Here is a 23380-nt window from a genome sequence, read left to right as displayed (position 1 = left end):
CCGCGGCCATGGCCGACGAACCGATCTCCGCCGCCGACGCGGCCAACCTCGTCTTCGATTCCGTCAGCCGGGTGAACGCCTTCGTCATCGCGGGAGAACTGGGGCCCGGCGGTTTCGTGTCGTCGGAGGGCGACGTCGACATCGGCGCCGCGCGCGAGATGCTTGCTGCCCGTGCGGCGCGTATCACCCGACTGGGTCAGCGACCCGATACCAGCGGCCGCACCTGGTGGTGGCGCGACACCCACATCGTGCCCGAACACCATGTGCGCGTGGTTGATTCGATGACCCTGAGTGATCTCGCCGCGCAGCGCATGATCACGGCGATGGATCACGCCCATCCGTTGTGGGAAGTGCTGTTCGAGCCCCGGGTGGCCCCGGGTAGAGCCGGGATGCTGGTGCGTATTCACCACAGCCTGGCCGACGGGTTGGCGGCGGCGACGCTGATGGCGGGGCTTGCCGACGCGATCCCCCCGACGGATGAGCAGGGCCGGTCGATCGGCTCGACACCCGAGCCGTCCGCCCACCGGGGCCGGCCGGGTGCTGTCGGGCAGTGGACGCAGATGTTCCACGGGTCACGGGTCCCGCGGGGTGCGCTTCTCGGCGAGGTCCGTGGCCTGCACGCCGTGCGGTTCGGCGACGTCGACCTCGACGCGGTGGCTGCCGGTGCCCGGTCGGTGGGCGCCACCGTGAACGACGCGGTACTCAGCGCCGCCGCGGCCGCCATCGCCGCCGGACTGCGCGCACTCGGCGAGCAGCCGCCCACCGAGGTGCGAGTGTCGGTGCCCATCGCGGTGGACCGGCATCGTGGAGAGGGCAACGCGCTGACGAATGTGCTGGTGTCCGTCCCGTTGCGCGTCGACGAAGGTGGCGCGCGACTCGCCACGATCCACTCCCGCGCGGCACCGGCCATCGCGGCAGCACGCCGTGGCGGCGCCCCGCCGGCACCACGCGGGCGTCTGATGATGCGCCTGTTCATGCGGTACGCCGATCACCAGCGGATCATCGGTGCCGTCAGCAGCAGCCTGCGCGGGCCACGGACCGAACTCCGGTTCGGTGGCGCGCCCCTGCTGCGGCTGCACCCGGTGGGCACCCTCGGCGGCAACGTACGCATCAGCGTGGTCGCAGTCTCCTACTCCGGGTGTCTGTCATGGGGTCTGCACACGGCCGCGCCCATCCCCGCCGACACCGTCGCGGCGGCGTTCGCCGCCGAGATGGACTTCGTCGGCGGCCTCGCCCGGCGGTGACGTGCCGATGGAATAAGGTGCACGGCGCGGCTCGTTGAGTCTCGGGAAATGGCAGTTGCGGAAACGGTGGACCGTCCACCGGGGAAGGGCCGGAGGTGCTGCAGATCAGCCAGGAACTGGTGGACGCCATGATTGCGCATGCGCGCGCCGACCACCCCGACGAGGCCTGTGGTGTGATCGCCGGGCCCGAGGGCTCGGATCGTCCGGAACGGTTCATCGCGATGGTCAACGCCGAGAGGTCACCCACCTTCTACCGGTTCGACTCCGCCGAGCAGCTCTCGGTGTGGCGCGAGATGCAACGCAACGACGAGGAACCCGTCGTCATCTACCACTCGCACACCGCCACCGAGGCGTACCCGAGTCGCACCGACATCTCCTACGCCGGTGAACCCGACGCCCACTACGTCCTGGTGTCCACCCGTGACGCCGACAACGCCGAGGTCCGCAGCTATCGCATCGTCGATGGCGAGGTCACCGAAGAACCCATCGAGATCAGGAGTTGACATCCATGCCCGTCACCGTGTCCATCCCCACCATCCTGCGTACTCACACCGGAGGTGAGAAGCGGGTGGATGCCACCGGCACCACACTCGCCGAGATCATCGACAACCTCGACGCGTCGAATCCGGGAATCAAGGAGCGGCTGGTGGCCCAGGATCGCAGCGGCGCGGTGAAACTGCACCGCTTCGTCAACATCTATGTCAACGACGAGGACGTCAGGTTCTCCGGCGGTCTCGACACCGCCGTTGCCGACGGCGACGACGTGACCATCCTGCCCGCCGTGGCCGGCGGCCAGTAGACCGGTGGCGCGGTACAACTCACTCATCGAGTCGGTGGGGCACACCCCACTGATCGGCCTGCAGCGACTCTCGCCACGGTGGGACGACACCGACCCCGGAGAACCCGGTGGCGGCCCGCATGTGCGGCTGTGGGCGAAGCTGGAGGACCGCAACCCCACCGGATCGATCAAGGACCGTCCCGCGCTGCGAATGGTCGAGCAGGCCGAGGCCGACGGGCTGCTGCGGCCGGGCTCGATCATCCTCGAACCCACCAGCGGAAACACCGGGATATCGCTGGCCATGGCGGCGAAACTCAAGGGCTATCAACTCATCTGCGTGATGCCCGAGAACACGTCCGAGGAGCGTCGGCAACTGCTGACGATGTTCGGCGCGCAGGTGATCTCGTCGCCCGCTGCGGGTGGCTCCAACACCGCTGTGCGGGTGGCCAAGGAACTCGCCGCCGAGCATCCCGACTGGGTGATGCTCTATCAGTACGGCAATCGCGCCAACATGTTGGCCCACTACGAGGGCACCGGTCCGGAGCTCTACGCCGACCTCCCCGAGATCACCCACTTCGTCGCGGGGCTCGGCACCACCGGCACGCTCATGGGGGTGGGGCGCTACCTGCGTGAGCAGAACCCGGACGTCGAGATCGTCGCGGCCGAACCGCGCTACGGCGATGAGGTGTACGGCCTGCGCAACATCGACGAGGGCTTCGTCCCGGAGCTCTACGACGACGCGGTGCTCACCCGGCGCTACTCGGTGCAGGGTGTCGACGCCGTGGCCAGGGTCCGTGAACTGATCGACACCGAGGGCATCTTCGCGGGCATCTCCACCGGCGCCATCCTGCAGGCGGCGCGCGGCCTGGGCCGTACGGCGATGAAGGAGGGTCGGCGCGCCGATATCGGACTGGTGATCCCCGACGCGGGCTGGAAGTATCTGTCGACCGGTGCCTACACCGGTAGCCTGGACGAGGCCGAGGAGGCACTCGACGGGCAGCTCTGGGCCTGACCGGGTCCCGTGACATCTGCCCGTCGACAGCACCCCATCCCGCCCCGACAGGAACCCCGATGACCCCGAACCGCACCACATCCACCGCCGGCGGCCCCCGCCCGCTGTGGCAGCGGTCGGTGATCGTCATGGCAGCGATCGTCGCGTTGCTGGTGGTGATCGAGGCCATCGATGCGGCCACCCACTACGACCTCGACCGGGCGGGCATCGAACCACGACAGGTCGACGGCCTCGACGGCATCCTGTGGGCGCCGTTTCTGCACGCGAACTTCGAGCACCTGTTCGCCAACCTCATACCCGGTGTGGTGCTCGGTTTCCTGCTGCTGATGACTCGTCGCTTCCTGATCGTCACCGCCATCGTCTGGGTGGTGTCGGGTGTGGGGGTGTGGCTGTTCGCCCCGCCGTATACCGTCACCGTCGGCGCATCCGGGATCATCTTCGGCTGGCTGACGTTCCTGCTGGTGCGCGGCCTGTTCAACCGCGATTTCTGGCAGGTGGCACTCGGCGTGCTGCTCTTCGTCGTGTACGGATCGGTGCTCTGGGGACTGTTTCCCGGCGAGGTCGGGGTGTCGTGGCAGGGCCACCTGTTCGGCGCTGTCGGCGGTGTGCTGGCCGCCTGGTTTCTCGCCGATCGTGATCGCCGCACGTCACGGTCGTCCTCCGCCGCGGGACCGGGGGTGCGGTCATAGACGCCCACACCCGTCCCGACGCGCCCATCGGTATCTTCGATTCCGGCGTCGGCGGTCTCACCGTTGCGCGCGCCGTCATCGACCTGCTGCCCGACGAGGACATCATCTACATCGGCGATACCGCCAACGGGCCCTACGGCCCGTTGACCATCCCCGAGATCCGCCGTCACGCGCTGGCCATCGGCGACGACCTCGCCGGCCGCGGGGTCAAGGCCATCGTCATCGCGTGCAACACCGCCTCGTCGGCGTGCCTGCGCGACGCACGCGAGCGTTACGCCCCGATCCCGGTGATCGAGGTGATCCTGCCCGCGGTGCGGCGTGCGGTGGTGGCCACCAAGACCGGCCGTATCGGGGTCATCGGGACCTCGGCCACGATCGCGTCACGCGCCTACCAGGATTCGTTCGCCGCGGCTCGCGACGTGGAGATCACCGCCGTGGCGTGTCCCCGCTTCGTCGACTTCGTCGAACGCGGCATCACCAGCGGCAGGCAGATCCTGGGGCTGGCCCAGGGCTATCTGGAACCGCTGCAGGAAGCGAATGTGGACACCCTCGTGCTCGGGTGCACGCACTATCCGTTGCTGTCGGGAGTCATCCAGCTCGCGATGGGCGACGAGGTGACGCTGGTGTCGAGCGCCGAGGAGACGGCCAAGGATCTGTTCCGCGTGCTCACCGAATCGGACATGCTGCATCCGCACACCGACCGCGAGGCCGACCGGGTATTCGAAGCGACCGGCGATCCCGAGTTCTTCGCGCGCTTGTCGAGTCGTTTCCTGGGGCCGGTGGTGCGACCTGTCGCGCACGTGCGCGTCGACCACGCGTAGAAACGAAATCGGACAGAAACGTGATCGGACGGGCACGCAATCGGTCTGTACGGCACTTGTGACCGGTACGTGGTCTCCGGCCACCGGCGGCGTGGCATGGTAGGGCGTATGCGTCTGACGGTCCTGGGGTGTTCGGGCAGTGTCGGCGGCCCGGGGGCGGCGTGTTCGGGATATCTCTTCACCGTTCCGGGCGAACAGCCGGTGCTGGTGGATTGTGGGCCCGGTGTGTTCGGCGAACTGCAGCGTTTCGCCGACCCCAACTCCGTCGCCGTCGTACTCAGTCATCTACACGCCGATCACTGCCTCGATCTGCCCGCCATGCTGGTGTGGCGTCGTTACGCCCCGGTCCCCGCGGTCGGCAAGGCGCCGCTGTACGGCCCGCCCGGAACCGCACTGCGCATCGGCGCGGGTTCGAGCGAATTCGCCGGACAGATCGACGATGTCGGCGACACGTTCGATCCGCACGAGTGGAGCGACGGTATCGAGATCACGCTCGGCGGCATGACGATCCATCCGGTGCGGGTGGATCATCCGCCGGCCACTTTCGGGCTCCGGATCACCGGACCGCAGGGCCAGGTCGTCGCGTTCAGCGGCGACAGCGGCCCGTGCGACGAGTTGGTGGATCTGGCCGCCGACGCCGACATCTTCCTGTGCGAGGCGTCATGGACGCACGCGCCTTCGGAACGGCCGCCCCACCTGCACATGTCGGGGATCGAGGCGGGCGAGATGGCCACCAAGGCGAACGCCAAGTCGCTGGCCATCACCCATGTTGCGCCGTGGTCGGATGCCCAGGCGATCCTCGCCGAGGCCCGCAGCACGTTCAGCGGTCCGGTCGATCTGGTGCATCAGGGGCAGGTGTTCGACCTGCTCGGTTGATCTCTACAGTGAGATCGTGACCACACGAGCTGACGGCAGGGCCGACGACGAACTTCGTCCGATCACCATCACCCGGGGATTCACCTCGAATCCGGCGGGTTCGGTGCTCATCGAGTTCGGTCAGACCCGCGTGATGTGCACCGCGAGCGTCACCGACGGCGTGCCGCCGTGGCGTCGCGGGTCCGGACTGGGCTGGCTCACCGCCGAGTACGCGATGCTGCCGGCCGCCACCCACGAACGCTCGCGACGCGAGTCGGTGAAGGGAAAGATCGGTGGCCGCACCCACGAGATCAGCCGCCTGATCGGCCGTTCGCTGCGGGCATGCATCGACCTCGCCGCCCTCGGCGAGAACACCATCGCACTCGACTGCGACGTGCTGCAGGCCGACGGCGGTACCCGTACCGCAGCGATCACCGGCGCGTATGTGGCGCTCGCCGACGCGGTCACGTGGCTCAAGGCGGCGGGCAAGCTTTCGGATCCGCAACCGCTGTCGTGCATGATCGCCGCGGTCAGCGTCGGTGTGGTGGATGGTCGGGTGCGTCTCGACCTGCCCTACGAGGAGGATTCGCGGGCCGAGGTCGACATGAACGTGGTGGCCACCGACGCGGGCACCCTCGTGGAGGTGCAGGGCACCGGTGAGGGTGCCACCTTCCCGCGCGGCACCCTCGACAAGCTTCTCGACATCGCCGAGGTCGGCACGGATAAATTGTTCGTCGCCCAGCGGGAGGCGCTCGCCGCCCCGTACCCGGGTGAGCTGCCGCAGCCGGTCTGAGCCGCGACCGATGTCGAGGATTCTGCTGGCGAGCCGAAACCGCAAGAAGCTCGCCGAACTGCAACGGGTGGTCGACGCCGCCGGCATCACCGGACTCGACGTGGTGGGACTCGACGCGGTGCCGGAGTACCCGGAGGAACCCGAGACCGGCGCGACGTTCGCCGACAATGCGCTGATAAAGGCCCGGGCCGGTGCGCGTGCGACCGGATTGCCTTGTCTGGCAGATGATTCCGGTATCGCGGTGGATGCTCTGAACGGGATGCCGGGTGTGCTCTCGGCGCGGTGGAGCGGTAGTCATGGCGACGACGCGGCCAACAACGCCCTGCTGCTCGACCAGATCTCCGATGTCCCCGACGAACGCCGGGGCGCGGCGTTCGTGTCGGTGTGCGCTCTGGTGCTGCCGTCCGGGGAGGAGACGGTGGTGCGCGGTGAATGGCGCGGAGTGATTCTTCGGGAACCGCACGGCGAGAACGGTTTCGGCTACGACCCGCTGTTCCGCCCGGACGACCCCGCCGCGGCCGGGAGGTCGGCGGCGGAGCTGTCGGCGGCGGAGAAGGATGCGCTGAGCCATCGCGGCAAGGCCCTGGCGCAGCTGGTGCCGGCGCTGCGCGCCCTCGCCGCCCGCTGACCCGCTCCCGTCGAGCGTGCCCACATCCGCGTCGAGCGTGCCCGGTTCCGCGTCGAGCGTGCCCAGATCCCCGTCGAGCGTGTCCAATTCGGCGTCGCGCGTGCCCAGATCCCCGTCGAGCGTGTCCAGATCCCCGTCGAGCGTGTCCAGATCCCCGTCGAGCGTGTCCACTTCGGCGTCGAGCGTGCCCGGTTCCGCGTCGAGCGTGCCCACCCGCCCGTCGAGCGTGCCCGGTTCGGCGTCGAGCGTGCCCGGTTCGGCGTCGAGCTTGCCTGCTCCTACTGCTCGGTGGCCCTTGTCTTCATTGATCACGTCGTGTTTTCCGCTGATCGAGCGCACCCCTCCCGCTGATCGAGCTTGTCGAGATACCCGCCGTCGAGGGGTTTCGACAAGCTCAACCCGCGGAGGTCGCCTCACCCGGCGAGGGGACGCGCAACCGGCGGGGGGACGCTCACCCGGCGAGGGGACGCTCACCCGGCGGGGGGACGCTCACCCGGCGAGGGGACGCTCAACCGGCGAGGGGACGCTCAACCGGCGAGGGGACGCTCACCCGGCGGGGGGACGCTCAACCGGCGAGGGGACCCTCACCCGGCGGGGGGACGCTCAACCGGCGAGGGGACCCTCAACCGGCGAGGGGCCGCTCAACCGGCGAGGGGACGCTCAACTGGGGCTCACCCCCCGGCGAGGACACCACCGTGCACCGCCAGCATCCGCGACACCGAGTCGGGCCAGCGGAACTGCGACGCTCGTCGCCGCGCCGCCTGCTCGCGTTCGTGCCGAGGCATCGCCATCACCTGTTCGATCGCGGCAGCGAACCCGGCTCCGGAGTTGGCGGCGAGGGCGCCGCAGGAGTCGTCGACCATGCCGGCCACCGCTGACGAGCGCGATCCGACGACGGGCGTTCCCGACGCCAGCGACTCCAGCGCCGACAAGCAGAAGGTCTCGTGCGGTCCGGGCGCGAGGGAGATGTCGGTGCTCGCCAGCAGCGACGCCACCTGCGTGCGGTCGGCGAGGTGTCCGAGAAAGGTGATCGGCAGCCCTCTGGCGGCATGCTGCAGAGCCGGGCGCATGGGGCCGTCGCCGGCGACCACCAGGTGGATCGGCACACCCGCGCGGTGCAGCCGCGCCGCCGCCGCGATGCTGCGGTCGGCGCGCTTCTCCACCGACAGCCGCCCACAGTGCCCGAGCAGCGTGGCGCCGTCGTCGGTCCAGCGGGTCGCCAGTTCCGGGTCCAGGTGGCGGGGATCGAACTGCTCGAGGTCGACGCCGAGTGGGGCGCGGACCAGATTGTCGGCGCCGATACGTTCGAACTCGGCCGCGGCGAAACCGGTGGTGCAGACGACGGCATCGAAGGCGCGTGCGGTGGCGGCATTCGCACGGTCGGCCGCGGCGCGCGCCATCGCGCGAGGTAACACCAGACCGAGTAGTCGATCGAGCCGCTCATGCGAGACCATCGTGGCGTGGACATCGCGTCGGCGTGCCCAGGCTCCGAATCCGCGGAGGGTCAACCTGTCGGACACCTCGATGGCGTCGGGACGCAGATGTTCCAGCACATCGGCGACGCGGCGCGGCGAGGCCAGCCGGTACCCGCCCGAGAACGGCAAACGCCGGGCAGGCACACAGATCTTGAGGACACCCGACGGCGTGAGTTGTTCGGACGGTTCGCCTCCCGGCACCACCAGCACCGCCTCGTGGCCTGCGGCCACGTAACCCGCGCCCCAGCGGTCGACGGCTGTGCGTAATCCACCGGAGCGCTCACCGTAGAAGTTCGCCAGTTGGACGATGCGCACATCTGTCAGTGAGCCGGGCGACGGTGAACGCGGTGCTGCGGGACCCTTAGTGGAGGTTGAACTGCGTCTTTACTTCCTTGGTCCGGATGTGTTCGAACCAGAACGACAGGAACGGGATGGTGCCGGCGATCGCGGTGACGATGATCTTCGGCACCGACCACCGCACCTTGATGCCGAGGTCGATCGCGCAGATCAGGTAGATGAAGTAGATCCAGCCGTGCACCGGCGGAACGAAGTCGAGCACACGGATGTCGAATCCGTACCGCAGGATCAATTCGGCCACCAGCAGCAGCAGCCAGACGCCGGTGATCCACGCCATGACCCGATAACGCAGTAGCGCGCTGCGGACCTTGGCGACGGGCGTGGTTGTCTGCGTGGTGTCGGTCACCTGTGTTGTTCCTCCGTGTGTTTCTGAGTGGGGGTGCCGGCGGTGTGGTCGCGAGGACGGTCCGCGTCACCGAGTGCCGCCAGATAGGTGTTGTACTCGCGCAGTGTCTCGTCGTCGTCGGGTGCTGACCGGGTGGCAAAAGACGAGGCGCTCGGGGTGTTGGCGCGGTCGGGGAGGATGCCGTCGGGAATCTCGGTCATACCTTTGGGCTTGAGCTTTTCGACCTCGTCGGGGTTGGACTCGAGCACCACGAAGCGACGATAGGCCCAGATGCATGCCGCGGCGAACGCCGGCCACTGCAGGGCGTAGCCCAGGTTCTGGCCCGTACCGCTCGACGATTCGAAACGATTCCACTGCCACCACGCCATCAACAGGCACACCACGGCCGCCACCACCGACAGCACCAGCAGTGCCGGCCGGTGTCTGCGGGTGCGACGCGGTGTCGTAGACATGTCTTCGACGGTACCTGGCCAGCGGCTATCGCCGTGCGGCCGGTACGCTTGACCGCGCACGCGCGAGTGGCGGAATTGGCAGACGCGCTGGATTTAGGTTCCAGTGTCTTACGACGTGGGGGTTCAAGTCCCCCCTCGCGCACCAAAGCTGGGTGGCGCTGGAGAAGTTGGGTGCTGCAGCACCCAGATTCTCCAGCCGCACCCAGAATTGCGCGAGATGAGAAGTGTCGCACACGTGTGCGAACATGGTCCGGTGAGTGTGCACCATGTAAGTGGCCGGAAGGCCGATGGACTGACCGCCGACGACCTCGCGACCCTCGTTGCCGGGCTGGCCGCAGGTAAACGGGTCACCGTCTACCTCCGAGAACCGATGCCGTCCCTGGGGCTCGACGCCGGAACGTCGGCCCGTGTCATCGGCATCGACGGGTCGACGGTCACGCTGAGGCCGAAGGGCGTCGACGACGAGTTGCCGTTCGAGGCCGAGGAACTACGCATGACTCGCGCGGCGACGGCGAGCAGCACCACCAAGACGCGTCGTCGGCCGACTCGGACGGCAGTCGACGCGCCGGACCCAAGTGGGTTGAAACCCACTGCGAGTTCACAACCCACTGCGAGTTCACAACCCACTGCGAGTTCACAACCCACTGCGAGTTCGAAACCCACGGCGAGTTCACAACCCACTGCGAACTCGACAAGCGCGCCGCCGAGGCCTGCTTCACGTCGTGACAAGCAGTTGGCGCCGGCTGTGACCGTCGCGATCACATCCTCGGACATGGGTGCCTGGTCGGTGTCGGTGTCGCGGGGTTCGAAGAAGCAGGGAAAGCCGGTGGAGGTCTCCGCCGCCCGAGTCGCACGCGCGATGCGGGAACTCGGCGACGACGCCGCGATCTCGGCCGTCGACGGTGTCATAACCTCGGCGCGGGCGAGCGCAGAACGTCGCGTCGCCGAACTCCGTGATGAACTCGAGCACGCGCGGGCCGCCCTGGCCGACCTCGACGGCGAGTAGCGTGTGCGTCCTCGCGATCCGACGCCCCAGATCGTCAACTGTGGTTGACGTTCAGGGTGATTCCGCGGCACGATGGACACCGTGAACACCGCCGTCGACGGGGCAAACGACCCCGACAACCCGATCGAACAGCTCGCCCGGATCGCAACCGCCCGCAACGAACTCGTCCGTGAGGAAGAGATCGCGGTGCGCCGGGCACGCAACGCCGGTCTGTCGTGGGCCGAGATCGGCACTCTGCTGGGTGTGTCCAAGCAGGCAATGCACAAGAAGTATCGGAAGATCGGATGAGCGACGGCACCTCACTGCGTCTCCCGCTGACCGACCTGCACGTGGTCGATCTCATCGGCGCGGATCTGCGCGCCGCGCACTACGATTCGGACGGCGTCGCCGCCCTGCTCGGCGAGCATGCGAATTCGGCTCTCGGCCGCGGCATCTGGTGGCCGGCGCTGCGTGCCACCCGACATGCGCCCCCCGAAGATCGCGCACTGGCGACCCTGATCAGGCTTTTCCTGCTCGGCTCCACCGAGAACCGCGACGCGGTGGCCGACGCGTTCCCGGCCACCGGGGCGCGCACGCTGATCGACAACGGCGTCGTCGAGGAGATCGCCGTCGGCGAGGTTCGCGCCGTCCTCGACATACGGCCCCACGCCGACGATGTCCGCGACTACCTCGTCGTCTCCGACCAGGATGCCGCGATGCGCAGCGGACCGGTTCGCCCCGACCATGTGCTCGGGATCGGCGGCGCGTCGATCTCGTTGGCGCGCGCCATCATTCGTGACCCGGTCGAGTCGGCGTTGGACATCGGCACCGGATGTGGCATCCAGTCGCTGCACCTCGGCACGCATGCGGAGCGCATCGTGGCCACCGACACCAACCCGCGCGCCCTGGCGCTGGCGGCGGCCACCGCCCGACTCAACGGCATGAGCTGGGATCTGCGCGCGGGTAGCCTCTTCGCACCCGTCGGCGACGAGCGTTTCGATCTCGTCGTCTCCAATCCGCCGTTCGTCGTCGGCGCCGGAAGCCAGGACTACGAGTATCGCGATTCGGGCATGGCCGGAGATGCGTTGTGCGCCCAGCTCATCCGGGAATTACCCGACCACCTGCGGCCGGGTGGCACCGCGCAACTACTCGCCAACTGGATCGTGCACGACGGCGCCGACTGGCGTGACCGCGTGGGCGGCTGGGTCGCCGACACCGGCCTCGACGGATGGGTGGTGCAGCGTGAACTCGCCGATCCGGTCGACTACATCTCGCTGTGGCTTTCCGACGCGGGCGAGGACCCCGACCAGGTGGCCGCCCGCGGCGCCGACTGGCTGGACTGGTTCGCCGCCGAGAACATCACCGGAATCGGCATGGGCGTCATCACCCTTCGCGATCGACGCGGCACTCGCAGCGCGCCCGACGTGGTGTGCGAGGAGATCACCGGCGCCGGCGAGGAGATGACCGGTCCGGAGGCCAAGGCATTTCTCGACCGCCGCACCTACCTTCGCGCTGTCAGCGACGCCGAACTGCTCGACGCCCGGCTGAGGACGGCGCCGGTGTTCCTCGAGTCGCAGTCGTTGCCGGGCGACGACGGCTGGCAGGAGATCGGGGCCTCGGTGCGGCGCCCGGGCGGCCCGGGAGCCGTACTCGGCGTCGACGAGGTGTCGCGCGCACTGCTCGCGGGCTGTCGCGGCGAGGTGCCGCTGTTGATGCTGATAGAACTCCTCGCCGGAGTGCATGACGTCGATGCCACCGCACTTTCCGATGCCGCACTGCCGGTGATCCGCGAAGCCATCGGTCGGGGCATCCTCTACGAAGTGCGCTGAGGGTTGGTGCGGTGAGGGGCACACCATCGGTACCACCGATGTCGGCACCAAGAGTTCACTGTGGCGTCGACGCCTCGTCGATCGGGCATGGTCTCGTGGGGAGGTTGCAGTCCACCGGATGCCCGGTTCGAGCCCGCGGCATCGTGCAGAGGGGTAGTTGATGGGTCCAGCGCGCCGCCGACCGATAGCCACGCTCGTCGTCACCCTGCTCGCCGCGATCGGGCTGCTCGTTCCCGGGCACGCCGCTGCGGCGCCGTCCACCTGCGCGTTCGCGCCCACCAAGGTCAGCGCCGACTCCGGCTTCGGTGCTGCGGAGAAGTCCGATCCCTTCGCCACGCCGGCACCGTCGGATCACATCGGCGTCCTGGACGCCTTCAGCACCCTCTCGCCGCTGGTCAAGCAGCAGAACCTGGCCGAGACGGTGATCACCAACAACACCGCGTCGCCGCCGGTCGCCGAGTACGCCGTCGACGACAACTACGCGATCGGGGGACCGGCGATCTTCAATGCGCTGGGCTCCCGACTCTCCCCGGCGTTCTACGACGCCCTGCAGGCCGGTCAGTTGCCGAAGACCTCGCAACTGCTGCTCGGTGAGAATGCGCTCGTGGGTGAGCGGGTCTCCACGTCGAAGGAGAAGAAGCACTTCGACTACAAGCGGCCGTTCGAGGTCGCGCCCGGCCTCATCCGGCATTACGGCGACGGTCGGCCCGACCTCTACGAGTCGGTCCGCGGTAGCGGGTCGTACCCCTCCGGGCACACCACGTGGGGATACACGCAGGCCTTCCTCATCGCCACCATGCTCCCCGAAGTCGGTCCGCAGGTGCTGGCCCGCGGGGCCGAATACGGGTATCACCGCATCGTGCTGGGCGTGCACTACCCGCTCGACGTGATCGGCGGCCGGATGATGGGCGAGGCCATCGCCAGTGAGGTGATCGCCGACCCGCACTTCGCCACTCTCCTCGCGCAGGCCCGCACCGAACTGCGCACCGTGCTCGCCGCCCGCGTCGGCGCGCCGATTGGCCGGATCGTGGCCTGCCAGCAGCCCTACGTCGGCACCGCGGACGCGCTGAGCAGCTACCGGCAGCGCTCGACGTATTCCTTCCTGCCGACCGGGCCGGTGACGCCCGTGCAGGTGCCCGCGGGTGCGGAAAATCTGATCCGCGCCGCCCATCCGGGCTGGTCCACCGCGCAGTTGCGGGACCTGCTCGCCCGCACCGCGCTGCCGGGCGGTTACCCGCTCGACAAGTCCGGTCCGCAGGGCGGCTGGCAGCGCCTCGACATCGCGCGAGCGTGGACCGCGGGCTGAACCGGGCAGGTCACGCGAACGTCAGGTCCAGCGCCCGCCGCAGATCGGCGATGAGATCGACGGCGTCCTCGAGTCCCACCGATAGCCGCAGGTGCCCGAGCCGGCGAAACGGTTCGGGATAGGCGGCCACTCGCGGCCCATCGGTGCCGACATGCACGATCAGCGATTCGTCGTGCCCCAGCGACACCGCCGAGGTGATGATGCGCAGGTGGGAGACGAACCGGTTCTGGGTGGCCGGGTCACCGTTGACCGCAAGGGCCATCATGCCGCCGAAACCACGTCCGCCGAACTGCTTGGTCGCCAGCTCATGTTGTGGATGCGTCGCCAGTCCCGGATAGGCGACGAAGGCGACGCGGGGGTCTGCGTCGAGGAACTCGGCCACCGCCTGCGCCGACGATTGGTGTTGCGCGAGCCGTAGCGGCAGTGTCACCGACCCGCGCTCGATGAGCCAGGCGTTGAAGGGCGAGATCACCCCGCCCACGTCGACCATCGCCTGCGATTTGATGTCAGAGATCAGGGCGCGGCGACCGATCACCGCGCCGCCCATCGCGTCGCCGTGCCCGTTGATGTACTTGGTCAGCGAATGCACCACCAGATCGGCACCGTGACGCAGCGGCCGGTAGAGCGGCGGGGGAGTGTAGGTCGAATCGACCATCAGCAGTGCGCCCGAGGAATGAGCGATGTCGGCGAGTGCACCGATGTCGGCGACCTTGGTGGTCGGATTGGCGATCGCCTCGGTGATCACCAGACGGGTCGTCGGGCGTAGCGCGCGGGCGACCGCCGCGGGATCGGCGACGTCGACGAACGTGGCATCGATGCCGTACTTGCGTGGTAGCAGCTCCGTCCACAGCTTCCAGGTGGCCTCGTAGGTGGTGTCGGAGACCACCACGTGGTCGCCCGATTGCAGCAGCGTGAAGAACACCGCGTGCAACGCGGCCACCCCGGACGCCAGCGCGACGGCATCCTCCCCGCCGTCCATCGTTGCCAGTTTGCGTTGCAGCGCAAGCTGATTGACGCCGGAGTTGCGGGTGTAGAGCAGGCTGTCGGTGCCCGACCAGTCGGCCTTCTCGGGCTCCGCGGACAGGTGATACGAGTTCGCCATCGTGATCGGTGTCCGGATCGACGGGCCGGAGTCGTCGTTGCCGCTGTGTACGGCGACCGTCATGTCGCCCGGTGATCCGGGTTCACTCATCGGCATGTCTCCTCCTCCGTGCGTACAAACGACGAGTGGCCCGGACTGGGTCCGGGCCACTCGCGAGTGTAATGCGCTACCGCGCAGGCGGTTTAACGCCTCAGGTGTACAGGTCGGCGATCGCCTGCTGGTAGGAGGAGTGGATGATGTTGCGCTTGAGCTTCATCGTCGGCGTGAGTTCCCCGGATTCGATGGTGAAGTCGGTGTCGAGCACGGCGAACTTCTTGATCGCCTCGGCCTTGGACACCTTGGAGTTGGCGTCGGCAACGGCGGTGTCGATCTCCGCGCGCAAGTTGTCGTTGGTGGCGAGATCGGCCAGTGACGTGTCCTCGGGCAGGTGATGACGCTCGAGCCATCCGGGCAGCGCCTCGGGGTCCAAGGTGATCAGAGCGGCGATGAACGGCTTGTTGTCGCCCACCACCAGACACTGGCTGACCAGTGGATGCGCCCGGATACTGTCCTCGAGCTGCGCGGGTGAGACGTTCTTGCCGCCGGCGGTGACGATCAGCTCCTTCTTGCGGCCGGTGATGAACAGGAACCCGTCGTCGAGATGGCCGATGTCGCCGGTGTGGAACCAGCCGTCACGAATGGCGTCGGCGGTGGCGTCCGGGTTGTGCCAGTACTCGGTGAACACCACCGGCCCCTTCAGGAGCACTTCGCCATCGTCGCCTATGCCGACGCTCATACCGGGGATCGGTCTGCCCACCGAGCCCACCTTGATGTGTGCCTCGTTGTTGGCGGTGACCGCTGCGGTGGTCTCCGACAGTCCGTACCCCTCGTACACGGGGATGCCGGCACCGCGGAAGAAGTGCCCGAGCCGCGCGCCGAGCGGAGCGCCACCGGAGATCGCGCCTTCGCAATTGCCGCCGAGCGCCTCGCGCAGCTTCTTGTAGACCAGGACATCGAACAGCGCGTGGCGGGCCTTGAGGAGCAGTCCGGGGCCGCCGGTGTCGAGTGACTTGCTGTACTCGATGGCGGTGTCGGAGGCCTTCTCGAAGATCGCTCCCTTGCCGCCGTCGTAGGCCTTCTGCTTGGCGGAGTTGTAGACCTTCTCGAACACCCGCGGTACCGACAGCACATAGTTCGGCTGGAACACCCCCAGGTCGGCGACCAGATTGGGGATGTCGCTGGTGTGTCCGAGCACCACCGAGTTCTCGATGCACGCGACGGCAACGACGCGGGCGAAGACATGCGCGAGCGGCAGGAACAGCAGGGTGGTCTTGCCTTCGGTGAGTCCGGGGCCGACGGCGTCGCGGGTGGCTGCGCATTCGGCCAGGAAATTGGCGTGGGTGAGCACCACGCCCTTGGGGCGCCCGGTGGTCCCCGATGTGTAGATCAGGGTTGCCGCATCCGACGACAACGCGTTCGCATGGCGCTGATCGAGTTCGGTGTCGGACACCTGGGCACCGCGCGCAGCGAGGTCGTCGACGGCGCCGTCGTCGATCACGAACGTGTCGCGCAGTTCGGGTGCGGCGTCGGTGACCTCGCGGAGCCGGTCGCGGTAGGTGTCGTCCTCGACGAACAGGACGGTGGTACCGGAATTCTCGAGGATGTATTGGACCTGGTCGGGCGCGGATGTTTCGTAGACCGCGACCGTCACGGCCCCGGTTCGCCAGATCGCGTAGTCGATGAGACTCCACTCGTAGCGAGTGGCCGACATGATCGCGACGCGATCGCCGGGCACCACACCCGAGGCGATGAGCCCCTTGGCCAGCGCATCCACCTCATCGGCGAACTGCTTGGACGTCACGGTGGTCCACTCTCCGGCCACTCGTCGACGCAGCGCCGGCAACGTCGGCCGCTGTTCTCGGTGCCGCAGGATCGCGTCGACCGTGGTGGCCTTCTCCTCGATCGTGAGGTTCGACGGGGTGGTGTATTCCTGCATGTCGCTCCTGATTCAGAACACGGCAAATGGGGCAAGCGGCAAAGCTTGCGTTTCGGGGGCAAGTGATACGAGACTACCAGCAGTAGTGGCGTGCATCACATTCTGGGGTCGTTGTCGCCTGCGCTCGATGCCACTGTGGGGCACCCCGCGGTTTACAGTTGTCTCGATGAATGCGATACCCACGCCATGACCGACTCACCCGTTGCCGACGCGTCGTCCACCGAGCCCGCCGCAACGCTGACCTTCGACGATCTCGACATCGACCCCCGTGTCCGTAGCGCCATCGCGGAGGTCGGCTACGAGACGCCGTCGCCGATCCAGGCCGCCACCATCCCGCCGCTGTCCGCGGGACGCGACGTGGTGGGGCTCGCGCAGACCGGCACCGGAAAGACCGCGGCCTTCGCGATCCCGATCCTGTCGCGGATCGACCCGTCGCAACGACGCCCGCAGGCCCTGGTGCTCGCGCCCACCCGTGAACTCGCGCTGCAGGTGGCCGAGGCGTTCGGCCGCTATTCCGCGCACATGCCCGAGGTGCGGGTGCTGCCCATCTACGGCGGTCAGAGCTACGGAGTGCAACTCGCCGGCCTCAAGCGCGGCGCGCAGGTGATCGTCGGCACCCCCGGCCGGGTGATCGATCACCTCGACAAGGGGACCCTCGACATCTCCGAACTCGATTTCCTCGTGCTCGACGAGGCCGACGAGATGCTGACCATGGGGTTTGCCGAGGATGTGGAACGGATCCTCGCCGAGACCCCCGACAGCAAGCAGGTGGCCCTGTTCTCGGCCACCATGCCCTCGGCGATCCGGCGCCTGGCTCAGCGCTACCTCCACGACGCGCAAGAGATCACGGTCAAGTCCAAGACCGCCACCGCCCAGAACATCACACAGCGCTATCTGCAGGTCTCCCACCAGCGCAAACTCGACGCCCTGACGCGCTTCCTCGAGGTCGAGACATTCGACGCGATGATCGTGTTCGTGCGCACCAAACAGGCCACCGAGGAACTCGCCGAGAAGTTGCGTGCCCGCGGGTTCTCCGCAGTCGCGATCAACGGCGACATGGTGCAGGCGCAACGCGAACGCACCATCAACCAGCTCAAGGATGGTTCGATCGACATCCTGGTGGCCACCGACGTCGCCGCACGCGGACTCGACGTCGACCGCATCTCGCACGTCGTGAACTACGACATCCCGCACGACACCGAGTCCTACGTCCACCGCATCGGCCGCACGGGCCGTGCCGGCCGTTCGGGAAATGCCCTGCTGTTCGTGTCCCCGCGCGAGCGTCACCTGCTGCGCGCCATCGAGCGGGCGACCCGCCAGCCGCTGACCGAGATCGGGCTGCCGTCGGTCGACGACGTCAACGCGCAGCGGGTGTCGCGCTTCGCCGACTCGATCACCGAGAACCTGGCGTCGGACAATCTCGACATGTTCCGGCAGCTGGTGGAGAACTACGCCCGCGACAACGATGTGGCGATGGCCGACATCGCCGCCGCGCTCGCGCTCGAGACCCGCGACGGCGGCTTCCTGATGGCTCCCGATCCGCCGGAGGGGCGTCGCGAGGAACGCCGTGAGCGCAAGCCGCGGGGCGCGGGAGGCGCTTTTGCGACCTATCGCATCGCGGTCGGCCGTAAACACAAGGTGTCTCCCGGCGCGATCGTCGGCGCCATCGCCAACGAAGGCGGGCTGACGCGGGGTGATTTCGGCAACATCAGCATCCGCGACGACTTCAGTTTGGTGGAGCTGCCCGAGAATCTCGATCGCGAGACGCTCGAGTCGCTGCTACACACCAGGATCGGCAAGAATCCGATCGACATCCGGCGCGACCAGGGCCCGCCGCGCGCTCGCGGCGGTAAACGCGGTGCTCAGGGGCAGCGCGGGTATGGACGCGAAGGCCACGGCAAACGCGGCGACACCTGGGGCAAGCGCAACACTCCCCACGTCGCCGGCCGCAGGCGCGGCTAGCGAACCGCCGCACCTCCGGCGGCGCGGCCACAGCGCGACGTGCGACGTGTGGTGCGGAGCTTTACAGATTGAGATAAATCCGTAACCTCGGTTGAGGGAAGACGGGCCGCGAGGCCGCAATCGGCTTCCCCACAACGTAAGTCGAGAAGCACGATCAGGGAATGGTGAGTCACCAGTGTCAGTGGTGAATTCGATGTCAGCAGCCGAAGTACTGGACCACTACGAGCACGGACGTGCCGTGGTTGTCGACGCGCGACCGCAGGTTGTGCGCCACCAGGGCAGCCTGCCCGGTGCGGTGGTCGTCGAGCCGACCGACGTGTGCGAGCGGCTGGCGCCGACGCCGTCCGGCACTTTTCCGGTGATCCGTGACCGCGACACCGAGATCGCCGTCGTCTCGGTGAACTCGCAGGCGCCGCGGATCGCCGAGCAGATCGCCGACCTCGGCTACACCAACGTGCACTACGTCGACGGCGGGTACCCGGCCCTGCGAGGCAACACCCCGCGGTGAGTCGCCGGCCGGCGACAATCGGCCCGACGGCCCCCTGACCGGTGCCTTGATAGCGTTGAGCATCCGGTATTCACCTCAGGAGGTTGTCCATCGATGTCCGACGACGCTCCTGACCCCTGCGTCACCGATACCCGTCGGGATCAGGTGACCCGGCTGCTGGACTTCCTGCGGGAGCTGGTGCGCTCGCGTTCGGTGTCGGTCAGCGACGTCGACGCGCACCCCGGCGTGCTGTGGGTGGGTCGGGCAACGCCGGTCGGTGTGCGTATGTCCGCTGCGGCCGGCCAGGTGGTCATCGAGCGTGCTGTCGACGACCCGGCATACGACGAGCTGGCCGTCCTGGTCGACGAACTGCACAGTTCTCCCGAAACCTACGAGCTGGTCTTGGCCAACGCCCTGGTGACCGTCGTCGACGCCGAGGACGACACAGACCACCGGGTCCGCGAGCACCTGCTCACCCAGGAACTGGTCGCCGACCGCGACGCCGAGACGGGAACGATCCGGCTCTCCCTCGGCGCCGGGTCGGTGCCGATGATCCACGACATGCACCTGTTGGCCTCACTCGACGGGGTCGACCTCGCCGACACCCTCAAGGTGCGGGGCCGGGTGGCGGGGCTCACCAACGTGCTGATTCCGCAGGCCGGCGAACTCATCGACGACTGGCAGCAGCGGGTCCATCCGGGAGCTCACCGGATCACCGTCGACATGCGCCCCGCGGTGGTGCTGCGCGAACGCGGCAGCATGGCGTCGCTGCGCTTCTACGACACGATCCTCGCCTCGCTGCGCGACACCGACATCCCGGTCCCGATCGGGCTGGCGCAGCTGGTGGCGCCGATCGAGGCCGACGAGCGGCTGGCGGCGTTGGCCGACGGCGACGCGATGCCCGCCGACCGTTTGGTGGCCGACGCGCTCTTCCCACTCCCGTCCAACGTCGAGCAGCGCGACGTGTTCGCCCAGCTCGGCGTCGACAGCGGTGTGGTGGTCGAGGGACCACCCGGAACCGGTAAGACCCAGACCATCGCGAACGTGCTCGCGGCGCTGCTCGCCAAGGGACAACGCGTGCTGGTCACCAGCGAGAAGGCCAATGCACTGCGGGTGCTGCGCGACATCCTGCCCCCGGAGTTGCGGGAACTCACCATCTCGATCGCCGATGTCGCGACCGACCGCCACGAGGCGATCGTCGGCGGGGTGGGGGCGATCGCCGAACGCAAGTCCACGTACTCCGCGCGTGTCGCGGAGGCCGAGATCGACGATCTCGACAGCAGGCGACGGCAGGCGCTCGACCGCAGAGAACGTGCACTGCGTGGCCTGTGGGACCTGCGGGCGGCCGAGACCGAGGTCCACGAATGGGTTGCCGGCGATTACCGGGGCACCGCCGCGCAGGTCGTGCGGCAGTGCAACGCCGACGCCGCCCGGTTCGACTGGCTGCCCGGCCCGCTCGACGGAGCCCTGCCGCCGCTCGACGACGCGGAGTTCGGCCGGCTTCTCGAACTGCTGCGTCGCACCGGCGGCAGCAGTGCCCGGCTCGCGCAACGCCTGCCGGCACTCGACGAATATCTCCCCGACACCGTCGAGATGGACGCGATCTGCGAACGGATCGCCAAGCGTCCCGCCGAACCCATGGTCGGCAGCGGATCGCTGCTGTCGATCCTCGCCGACGTCGACAGCGATCGGCTGCTCCGGATCAAGGCGACGTGCGATCAGCTCGCCATCGCCTGTGCCGAGGTGTCCGGCTTCCCGCCGATGATCGTCGACATGGCCGACCGTCTGCTCTCCGGTCAGGCGGCACACCTGTGGTCCCGGGTCACCGCACTGTCACCACTGATCGCCGACGCCGCGCAGCGTGATCGGTCCATCGGTGTGCACACCGTCGTGACCGAGGGCGGGCGGCCGGGAGTGTCCGCGGTGTTCGCCGCCGCCGCGGAGCATTTCGCCTCGGGCGGACGGTGGCGCGGCAGGCTGCTGCGTTCCGACGAGCAGCGCGCGGTGGAGGAATCCGGGGTCACCGCCACCGTCGACGGCCGTGCCGCCACCGATGCGACGTCGCTGGCGCTGGTCGCCGATCACCTCACCGTCCTCGACGCGGTGCACCAGGTGCACCGGGTGCTCGCCGACCTGCACGTGCAGGTGGACACCTCCGGTTCGCGGTCGGCGCAACTCGATCGCCTCGTCCGGCTCGACAGCCAGCTCGCCTGGGTCTCCGAACTGCTGTTCACCCGGGATCAGCTGGTGCGCGAACTGGAGGCCATCAGCCCCGGCGGACCGCGGCCCCGCACCGTCGGCGAGGTGACCGAGGTGGCGCATCAGGGTGCGGCGATCGCGGCCACCAACGATGCCGTGCTCGCCGAGCACGAACTCGCCGACCACGCCTACCGGCTGGCCACCGAACTCGAGCACGGGCCGTCACCGGAGGGAGACGCGCTGGTGGCGGCGCTGGCCAATGCCGACGCCGACGCGATCCGGACCGCGCGCCGCGCCCTGGTGACCGCCAGATCCGAGTTCGAGGATCAGGCGGGCCTTGACCTGCTGATGCTGCGGCTGCGCAGCAAGGCACCCGACTTCGCGGCACTTCTCGCCGACACCGCCGACAACCCGGAGTGGGGGGCGCGGCTGCGCGAGGTGGGTCCCGCATGGTCGTGGCGCCGGGCCAGGAGTTGGGTGGCGCAACGCAGCGATCCCGAGGCGCAGGCGCGGCTGTCGGCGGCCATCGACGAGGCCGACGTGGACATCGCGCAACTGACCACCAAGCTCGCCGCCGCTCGCGCCTGGCGTGCCTGTCTGGAACGCACCACGGTCGCGCAGGTGCAGGCGCTGCAGTCCTATCGCGACCACATGATCAACCTGGGCAAGGGATCGGGCAAGCACGCCAACAGGTTTCGTGCCGCGGCGCGCGATGCCATGGTGCAGGCGTCCTCGGCGGTACCGGCGTGGATCATGTCCACCGGCCAGGTTGCCGACATGCTTGCGCCGGAACCGAATTCGTTTGACGTGGTGATCGTCGACGAGGCCAGCCAGGCCGACATCACCAGCGCCTTCCTGCTGTGGCTGGCGCCGCGGGTGATCGTGGTCGGCGACGACAAACAGTGCGCACCCAGCGGGGTGACCGGCACCTCGCTCGACGAGGCGTTCGCCAAACTCGATTCCGCGTTGCCTGACCTGCCGCACTATCTGCGCGACGGACTGACGCCGAGGTCGAGCCTGTTCGCGTTGCTGCGCAGCCGATTCGGTCATCTGATCCGTTTGCGCGAACACTTCCGGTCGATGCCCGAGATCATCGAGTATTCGTCGCAACAGTTCTACCGCGGTTCCCCGCTGGTCCCGGTCCGGCAGTTCGGCGCCGACCGGCTCGAGCCGCTGCGCACCGTGCGGGTCGACGGGATCGCGACGGGATCGGGGCAGTCACTGACCAACGATGCCGAGGCCGAGGCGATCGCCGCGACAGTCGCCGACTGTCTCGCCGATCCCGCCTACGACGGCCTCGACGTCGGCGTGATCGCGCTGCAGGGCAGCAAACAGGTCGACGAGATCACGCGCCGACTGCGCGAGCGCGTCGGCGAACAGGTGTGGCGGCAGCGCCGTATCCGGGTTGGCACGCCACCGGACTTCCAGGGCGACGAGCGGCACGTGGTGTTCTTGTCGATGGTGGTGTCCGACCCCGACGCGGTCAACGCCCTCACCCGCGCGGAGTCACAGCGGCGCGTCAATGTCGCCGCGTCGAGGGCGATGGACCAGATGTGGCTGTTCCACTCCATCGCACTCGACGATCTCGGCCACAGCGACCTGCGTTTCTCGCTGCTGGGCTACATGCAGGCCAATCAGGGGCCGACCATCGAACCGATGCCGGTCGATGTGCCCGGCGACCGTCGCGTACCGCCGTTCGACAGCCTCTTCGAACAGCGCGTGTTCAACCATCTCGCCGCGCTCGGCTATCACGTGACACCGAAGGTTGTGGTCAACAATCGGACCATCGACCTCGTGGTGACCGGCTCGGACGGGCGGATGGCCGTCGAATGCGACGGAGACGAATTCACCACCACCGGGGCGCAGGCGCGCTCCGACCTGGAACGCGAACGCGAATTGCGCCGGTGCGGATGGGAATTCGCCCGCGTGCGTGAATCGGAGTTCGAACTCGACGCCGACACCGCGTTGGCCTCGGTGGTCCGCGCGCTCGAATCCCGCGGGGTCAAGCCGGGATCGGTGTCGGCGACGGCGTCGCGCGATGCGGTCGCGTGGGAGCCGATCGACCTGACCGTAGGGGAGTGATCG

General features: G+C 68.3%; 21 protein-coding genes and 1 tRNA gene. 17 read left to right on the top strand and 5 right to left on the bottom strand.

The annotated features are described in order from the left end of the window. Positions 1 to 8: 8 nt before the first annotated feature. The 9 genes from ACWDSI_RS14130 (at position 9) to rdgB (ending at position 6820) form a co-directional block, all read left to right on the top strand. The gene (locus ACWDSI_RS14130) at positions 9 to 1244 is read left to right on the top strand and encodes a wax ester/triacylglycerol synthase domain-containing protein (protein WP_449756885.1); all 1236 of its coding nucleotides are present in this window, start codon (positions 9 to 11) and stop codon (positions 1242 to 1244) included. Positions 1245 to 1339: 95 nt separating this feature from the next. After that, positions 1340 to 1747: a Mov34/MPN/PAD-1 family protein gene (locus ACWDSI_RS14125; RefSeq protein ID WP_449748753.1), complete on the top strand. Its 408-nt coding sequence runs from the start codon at positions 1340 to 1342 to the stop codon at positions 1745 to 1747. Positions 1748 to 1752: 5 nt separating this feature from the next. Further along, positions 1753 to 2043 carry a MoaD/ThiS family protein gene (locus ACWDSI_RS14120; RefSeq protein ID WP_449748754.1) on the top strand — a complete coding sequence of 97 codons (291 nt, stop codon included), beginning with the start codon at positions 1753 to 1755 and terminating at the stop codon, positions 2041 to 2043. A 4-nt stretch (positions 2044 to 2047) separates the two neighbouring features. Continuing rightward, on the top strand, positions 2048 to 3034 hold the full coding sequence (locus ACWDSI_RS14115) for a PLP-dependent cysteine synthase family protein (RefSeq protein ID WP_449756884.1): 987 nt from the start codon (positions 2048 to 2050) through the stop codon (positions 3032 to 3034). 59 nt (positions 3035 to 3093) lie between these two features. Further along, positions 3094 to 3723: a rhomboid family intramembrane serine protease gene (locus ACWDSI_RS14110; protein ID WP_449756883.1), complete on the top strand. Its 630-nt coding sequence runs from the start codon at positions 3094 to 3096 to the stop codon at positions 3721 to 3723. Continuing rightward, entirely contained in the window at positions 3720 to 4544 is an 825-nt protein-coding gene (gene murI, locus ACWDSI_RS14105; protein WP_449748782.1) for a glutamate racemase, read from the top strand. Before ACWDSI_RS14110 ends, murI begins: the two co-directional genes overlap by 4 nt. Before the next feature lie 108 nt (positions 4545 to 4652). Then, positions 4653 to 5420: a cyclic nucleotide-degrading phosphodiesterase gene (locus ACWDSI_RS14100; protein ID WP_449748757.1), complete on the top strand. Its 768-nt coding sequence runs from the start codon at positions 4653 to 4655 to the stop codon at positions 5418 to 5420. Between the two features lie 16 nt (positions 5421 to 5436). Continuing rightward, positions 5437 to 6192, top strand: a complete 756-nt coding sequence (gene rph / locus ACWDSI_RS14095) for a ribonuclease PH (RefSeq protein WP_449748758.1) — start codon at positions 5437 to 5439, stop codon at positions 6190 to 6192. Positions 6193 to 6202: 10 nt separating this feature from the next. Then, the gene (gene rdgB / locus ACWDSI_RS14090; RefSeq protein ID WP_449756882.1) at positions 6203 to 6820 is read left to right on the top strand and encodes an RdgB/HAM1 family non-canonical purine NTP pyrophosphatase; all 618 of its coding nucleotides are present in this window, start codon (positions 6203 to 6205) and stop codon (positions 6818 to 6820) included. 671 nt (positions 6821 to 7491) lie between these two features. Here rdgB and ACWDSI_RS14085 read toward each other — a convergent pair. From ACWDSI_RS14085 to ACWDSI_RS14075, 3 genes are read right to left on the bottom strand one after another with little or no spacing between them, the layout of a single operon-like run. After that, positions 7492 to 8610, bottom strand: a complete 1119-nt coding sequence (locus tag ACWDSI_RS14085) for a glycosyltransferase (protein ID WP_449756881.1) — start codon at positions 8608 to 8610, stop codon at positions 7492 to 7494. A gap of 46 nt (positions 8611 to 8656) precedes the next feature. Beyond that, entirely contained in the window at positions 8657 to 8998 is a 342-nt protein-coding gene (locus ACWDSI_RS14080; protein ID WP_449748761.1) for a DUF3817 domain-containing protein, read from the bottom strand. After that, complete coding sequence (locus tag ACWDSI_RS14075; RefSeq protein WP_449748762.1) at positions 8995 to 9450, bottom strand: transcriptional regulator; 456 nt, start codon at positions 9448 to 9450, stop codon at positions 8995 to 8997. The genes ACWDSI_RS14080 and ACWDSI_RS14075 overlap by 4 nt, the downstream gene beginning before the upstream one ends. 60 nt (positions 9451 to 9510) lie before the next feature. Between ACWDSI_RS14075 and ACWDSI_RS14070 the strand changes: the two genes are divergently transcribed. The 5 genes from ACWDSI_RS14070 (at position 9511) to ACWDSI_RS14050 (ending at position 13570) form a co-directional block, all read left to right on the top strand. Further along, positions 9511 to 9595 (top strand) — tRNA-Leu (locus tag ACWDSI_RS14070). Between the two features lie 72 nt (positions 9596 to 9667). Continuing rightward, entirely contained in the window at positions 9668 to 10456 is a 789-nt protein-coding gene (locus ACWDSI_RS14065; RefSeq protein ID WP_449756880.1) for a DUF6319 family protein, read from the top strand. Between the two features lie 81 nt (positions 10457 to 10537). Continuing rightward, entirely contained in the window at positions 10538 to 10744 is a 207-nt protein-coding gene (locus ACWDSI_RS14060; RefSeq protein ID WP_449756879.1) for a hypothetical protein, read from the top strand. After that, positions 10741 to 12264 carry a DUF7782 domain-containing protein gene (locus ACWDSI_RS14055; protein WP_449756878.1) on the top strand — a complete coding sequence of 508 codons (1524 nt, stop codon included), beginning with the start codon at positions 10741 to 10743 and terminating at the stop codon, positions 12262 to 12264. Before ACWDSI_RS14060 ends, ACWDSI_RS14055 begins: the two co-directional genes overlap by 4 nt. A gap of 160 nt (positions 12265 to 12424) precedes the next feature. Continuing rightward, positions 12425 to 13570, top strand: coding sequence for an acid phosphatase (locus ACWDSI_RS14050; protein ID WP_449756877.1), 1146 nt, complete (start codon positions 12425 to 12427; stop codon positions 13568 to 13570). Positions 13571 to 13580: 10 nt separating this feature from the next. On the opposite strand, the gene ACWDSI_RS14045 is transcribed toward ACWDSI_RS14050, so the two are convergent. Together ACWDSI_RS14045 and ACWDSI_RS14040 are read right to left on the bottom strand one after the other, a co-directional pair. Then, a complete protein-coding gene (locus ACWDSI_RS14045) occupies positions 13581 to 14768 on the bottom strand; it encodes a trans-sulfuration enzyme family protein (protein ID WP_449756876.1) in 1188 nt (395 codons plus the stop codon). Between the two features lie 94 nt (positions 14769 to 14862). Next, positions 14863 to 16647 carry an AMP-dependent synthetase/ligase gene (locus ACWDSI_RS14040; protein ID WP_449756875.1) on the bottom strand — a complete coding sequence of 595 codons (1785 nt, stop codon included), beginning with the start codon at positions 16645 to 16647 and terminating at the stop codon, positions 14863 to 14865. A gap of 186 nt (positions 16648 to 16833) precedes the next feature. Here ACWDSI_RS14040 and ACWDSI_RS14035 point away from each other — a divergent pair, with 186 nt between their 5' ends. From ACWDSI_RS14035 to ACWDSI_RS14025, 3 genes are all read left to right on the top strand, one after another. Next, entirely contained in the window at positions 16834 to 18609 is a 1776-nt protein-coding gene (locus ACWDSI_RS14035) for a DEAD/DEAH box helicase (protein WP_449756874.1), read from the top strand. A 175-nt stretch (positions 18610 to 18784) separates the two neighbouring features. Continuing rightward, the gene (locus ACWDSI_RS14030; RefSeq protein WP_449748769.1) at positions 18785 to 19117 is read left to right on the top strand and encodes a rhodanese-like domain-containing protein; all 333 of its coding nucleotides are present in this window, start codon (positions 18785 to 18787) and stop codon (positions 19115 to 19117) included. Positions 19118 to 19210: 93 nt separating this feature from the next. Further along, entirely contained in the window at positions 19211 to 23377 is a 4167-nt protein-coding gene (locus tag ACWDSI_RS14025; RefSeq protein ID WP_449756873.1) for an AAA domain-containing protein, read from the top strand. The last annotated feature ends 3 nt before the right edge of the window (positions 23378 to 23380 follow it).

Source organism: Gordonia sp. NPDC003429 (assembly GCF_053588575.1).
The sequence above is the reverse complement of the archived record's forward strand: the minus strand, read 5'-3'. Positions and strand labels throughout refer to the sequence as shown.